At 69.5% G+C, this 5,424-nt stretch carries 2 protein-coding genes; both read left to right on the forward strand.

Annotated elements, in window-relative coordinates:
- Positions 1-11: 11 nt before the first annotated feature.
- Entirely contained in the window at positions 12-4,385 is a 4,374-nt protein-coding gene (locus tag ABZY45_RS34970) for a type I polyketide synthase (RefSeq protein ID WP_356746291.1), read from the forward strand.
- A gap of 434 nt (positions 4,386-4,819) precedes the next feature.
- Positions 4,820-5,424: beta-ketoacyl synthase N-terminal-like domain-containing protein (locus ABZY45_RS34975; protein ID WP_356746292.1), on the forward strand; the 605-nt coding region annotated here is incomplete at its 3' end.

The raw sequence follows: 5,424 nt of genomic DNA on the forward strand, positions 1-5,424 counted from the left end.
TTGTTCATGCGATGCGGCATGGTGTGTTGCCGAAGACGTTGCATGTGGATCGTCCGTCGGATCAGGTGGATTGGTCTGCGGGTGCGGTGGAGTTGTTGACGGAGGCGCGTGAGTGGCCTGTGACGGATGGTCCGCGGCGGGCTGCTGTGTCGTCGTTCGGGATCAGCGGTACAAACGCGCACGTGATCATCGAGCAGGCGCCGGAGGAGGAGCCCGCCCTGGGCGAGCGATCCGATGAGATCCCCCTGCATGCCTGGGCGCTCTCGGCCACGGGAGCGGACGCGTTGAAGGCGCAGGCGGCCCGCCTACGGGACCGGGTGGCCGGCACTGAGATACGCCTGGCGGATGCTGGTTTCTCGCTGGTGACCTCGCGTGCGGTGCTGGATCAGCGTGCCGTGGTGGTCGGCCGCGACCGCGAAGAACTGGTAGCTGCTTTGGGTGTGTTGGCGGAAGGACGCGAAGGTCCCGGTGTGGTGCGGGGGACTTCTCGTTCTGCCGGGGCTCTGGCCGTCCTCTTCACGGGTCAGGGTGCGCAGCGGGTGGGGATGGGGCGTGAGCTCCACGAGTCCTTCCCGGTGTTCGCCGAGGCGTTCGATGCGGTGGTCGCGGAGCTGGACGGACACCTGCCCACGTCGCTGCGTCAGGTTGTGTGGGGTGAGGACGCGGGGCTTCTGGAGCGGACGGAGTTCACTCAGCCGGCCCTCTTCGCGTTCGAGACAGCCCTGTTCCGGCTTCTGGAGTCCTGGGGTGTGCGCCCGGACTTCTTGGCCGGGCACTCGGTGGGTGAGCTGACTGCCGCGCACGTGTCGGGTGTGCTGTCGCTGGCGGATGCGGCACGGCTGGTGGCTGCCCGTGCGCGGTTGATGCAGGCGCTGCCGGCTGGTGGTGCGATGGTCGCTGTCCGGGCATCGGAGGACGAGGTCCTTCCGTACCTGACCTCGGACGTGGTGAGTATCGCGGCGGTGAACGGTCCGGACGCGGTGCTCATCTCCGGCGCTGAAGCGGACGTGCTGGAGGTTGCGGCCCGGTTCGAGGCGGAGGGTCGTAAGACGAGCCGCCTGCGGGTTTCGCACGCGTTCCACTCGCCGCTGATGGAGCCGATGCTCAACGAGTTCCGTACCGTCGCCGAGAGTGTGACGTTCGGCGAGGCCCGTATTCCGGTGGTCTCCAACGTCACCGGCGAGCTGGCAACCCCGGATGACCTGCGTACGCCCGAGTACTGGGTGCGCCATGTCCGTGAAGCGGTGCGTTTCGGTGACGGTGTGCGTGCGCTGTCGGCCGCTGGGGTGAGTGTGTTCCTGGAGGTGGGTCCCGATGCCGTACTCACCGCGATGGCCCAGAACTCGGCGGCCGACGCGGTGTTCGTACCGGGTCTCCGTCGCAACCAGAGCGAGCCCGAGGCGCTGGTAACGGCGCTCGCGCGGCTGCACACCGTGGGCCATGTCCCGGACTGGGCCGCGTTCTACGCGCCGACCGGAGCCCGCCGCGTCGACCTGCCCACCTACGCCTTCCAGCGCCAGCACTACTGGTCGCTCCCCACCCGCGCAGGGGGCGACCCCGAGTCGCTGGGGCTGGGGTCGGCGGGACATCCTTTGCTGGGGGCGGCCGTCGTACTGCCTGACGGGGGAGCGGTGTTCACCGGCCGGCTCTCCCTCACCACCCAGCCCTGGCTTGCCGATCACAACATCCTCGGCAGTGTGCTGGTGCCGGGGACGGGCCTGGTGGAACTGGCCCTGCGTGCGGGGGAGGAGGTCGAATGCGGACTGCTGGACGAGTTGACGCTTCAGTCACCGCTGGTGATGCCGGACTCCGGCGGGTTGCAGGTCCAGGTCGCGGTGGGCGCTGCCGCGGACGACGGTGCGCGTACGGTGCGAGTGCACTCCCGCGTGGAGGACGACCGGGGCGCCCCATGGACTCAGCATGCGGACGGAATCCTGCTGCCGCAGGCCCCCGCTCCCGGTTTTGACCTCACGGTGTGGCCCCCGCAGGACGCCGAGCCCGTATCCGTGGACGGTGCGTATGAGCGGCTGGCGGAGCAGGGGTATGGGTACGGCCCGGTGTTCCAGGGGCTCAAGGCTGTCTGGACGCGCGGTGAGGAGACCTTTGCCGAGGTGACCCTCCCCGAGGAGGCCCGCGCGGATGCCGCACGGTTCGGGTTCCACCCTGCCCTTCTCGACGCCGCCCTCCACGCCGTACTGCTCACCGGTTCGAGTGAGAGCAACGACGAGGACACCGGGCAGCAGGACGGGAAGACGATGCTGCCCTTCGCCTGGAGCGGTGTGGCCCTGCACGCCGTGGGAGCCGCCGACCTGCGCGTGCGGTTGGTGCAGCAGGGCAGCGTGTCCCTGATCGAAGTGGCGGACGGCGAAGGCGGGCCGGTCCTGTCGGTCCAGTCCCTGGCCGCCAGGGCTGTCGACCCCGACCAGCTGCGTGCGACGGACCCGGGTGCAGCCGATCCGCTGCACTGCCTGGACTGGACGGCGGAATTCGCGGTGCCGGCAGCTGCCGCGGCCCTGACGCCTTGGGCCGACGTGGTCGACCCGGCTGCCCCGACGGATGCGGACCACCCGCAGATCCTGGTGTTCACCTGCCCCACGACCTCCGTGGGCGAGGGGGCGGCTGACCACACGCGTGCTGTTCCGGCTGCGACGCACGAGGTCACGGCCAGTGTGCTCGAGGTGCTTCAGCGGTGGCTGACGGATGAGAGGCTTGCCGACGCGCGGCTGGTGATCGCCACACGAGGCGCGATTTCCGTTGAAGGCGAGCAGGTGACGGACATGGCCGCCTCCGCGGTCTGGGGGCTGGTCCGCGCCGCCCAGGCGGAGAATCCCGGCCGTATCGTCCTGGTCGACCTGGAAGGCCCTGCGGGTAATTCCGCTTTCTCCGCACCGGCCGAAGCGCTGTCGGGCGCGGTGCAGTTCGCCGTCGCTTCGGGAGAGTCCGAAGTAGCCCTGCGGGGCGGCCGGATACGCGTGCCCCGTCTGGTCCGTACGGTCTCCGAGGCTGTGGTCCCCGGTGACGCCGAGACTGTCGCCGAGGGCGGCCGGAAGCCGTTCGGGGCCGGCACGGTGCTTGTCACCGGCGGTACCGGGGGTCTCGGAGCGGTGGTGGCACGCCACCTCGTGGCCGTACATCAGGTGCGGCACCTGGCGCTCGTCAGCCGCCGGGGTGCTGACGCCCCCGGCGCGGCGGAACTGGCTGCGGAGCTGGAGGCCGCGGGCGCCCAGGTCACCCTTGCGGCCTGCGACGTCTCCGATCGGGAGGCGCTGGCCGCCCTGCTCAAGGCATTCGACGCCGAGCAGCCGCTGACCGCAGTGGTGCACGCGGCAGGTGTACTGGACGACGGCGTCCTCACCGGCCTGACGCCGGAACGTCTCTCCCGAGTGTTCGCGCCCAAGGCCGATGCGGCCTGGCACCTGCACGAGCTGACCGCCGGCCTGGACCTGACGGCGTTCGTCATGTTCTCCTCCGTCGCGGGTGCTCTCGGTAACCTCGGGCAGGCCAACTACGCGGCAGCCAACGCCTTCCTGGACGGCTTGGCCGCCCACCGGCGGGCGCAGGGCATGCCTGCGCAGTCCCTTGCCTGGGGACTGTGGGAACAGGACAGCGGAATGACCGGTCATCTCGCCGCCGACGACACCTCCCGCCTGGGTGTCTCCGCGCTGCCCACCGAGGCCGGGCTGGCCCTGCTCGACGCGGCTGTGGCCTCCGGTGCGCCGCAGCTCGTGGCGGCCCGCCTCGACCTGCCGGAGCTACGGCGTCGCCGGGACACGCTGTCGAACGTGTTCCACCGCCTGGTGGGCACTCCGCCCAGGCGTGCCGAGGCCGCCTCGGCGCGGAAGGAGGGTTCGGGCGATGAGCTGCGCCGTCGGCTCGCCGGGGCGGATGCGGAGGAACGACGTCAGGAGCTGCTCGCCCTCGTGCGATCGCAGGTGGCGAGGGTCCTGGGCCATGAACGTTCCGAAGCGGTCGACGTCAACCGGGGATTCATGGACGCCGGAATCGATTCGTTGATGGCACTGGAACTCCGCAACGGAATCGGGACGCTGCTCGGTCGCCGTCTGCCGGCGACCTTCGTCTTCGACTATCCGTCGGTATCCGCCGTGGTCGGCTATATGCTCGAGGAACTCTTCGGTGGAGAGACGGAGAACGGCACCGACCTGCTGGAGGCCGAACTCCGCAAACTGGAATCGATGATGGCCGGGGTCACCGCGGACGAGAACGGTCACGCCCGCATCGCCGACCTGCTGCGCGACATCGCCGCCGGCTGGTCGGGCAATTCCGTGGACGGCTCCGCATCGGAGGACGCCGGGGTCGACCTCGACTCGGTGACCGCCGACGAGCTTTTCGGCATTCTCGATTCCGAACTCGACGCCCGGAACTGAGGCATTCCTCCGGCTTCAGCTCTGCCGGGATTACCCGCGGCCCAGCGCACCCCTTGCCCTGGGCCGCCCCTCAACCCCTTCGGTGCCTCCCCCCGTACCGAAGGCGGCTGCGCGCCACCGTGTACCGAATCGCCTACCAGCTCAGGCGGCACACGTCCCCGGCCGCTCGGTGCCCCCCGCCGAGCCCCGGAGCGGACGTGGAGGTGCACGGTGGTGCGCCATTCCATGTCCCGCCCCGGTGGGATTGCGGGCCGTGCCCCTAGGGGCGGCTAGGGGTTGGCCGCCCCTCGGCGCACTCAGTACCGTCGCTATCGGTGAATCGGCTCTTATGACCGGATGCTTTCCCTGGCGGTGCTCGCTGCATTTCCCGGCATTCGAAATTTCTGAGCCAACGTGAACTCTTTCGGTCGTGGACCAATTCAGTGGGGTGACTGGTGAGCAGCGAGGAGAAACTTCTCGACTATCTCAAGCGAACGACTGCTGAGCTACGGGACGTCCGAAAGCGCCTCACGGACAAGGAACAGCACGACACCGAGCCGATCGCCATCGTGGGGATGGCCTGCCGCTATCCGGGAGGTGTGGAATCCCCCGAGGATCTGTGGCAAATGGCTGCGGAAGGCCGGGACGTGGTATCCGCATTCCCCCAGGACCGCGGCTGGGACACCGATCGTCTGTACGACCCCGAGCAGGGCAAGCCCGGGAAGACCTACACGAAGGACGGCGGATTCCTGCACGGGGCCGCCGGCTTCGACCCGGCCTTCTTCGGGATCAGCCCTCGGGAAGCTCACGACATGGACGCGCAGCAGCGGCTGCTGCTGGAGGTGTCGTGGGAGGCCATCGAGCGGGCGGGCATCGTTCCGTCGACGCTGGCGGGCTCGCGAACAGGTGTGTTCGCGGGTGTGATGTACCACGACTACACGGACGTCGGCGCGACCGGCTCCCTCGTGTCCGGGCGGGTGGCGTACACGCTGGGTCTCGAGGGGCCGGCGGTGACGATGGACACGGCGTGTTCGTCGTCGTTGGTGGCGTTGCATTCGGC

Source organism: Streptomyces sp. NPDC006516 (assembly GCF_040611875.1).
GTDB lineage: Bacteria > Actinomycetota > Actinomycetes > Streptomycetales > Streptomycetaceae > Streptomyces.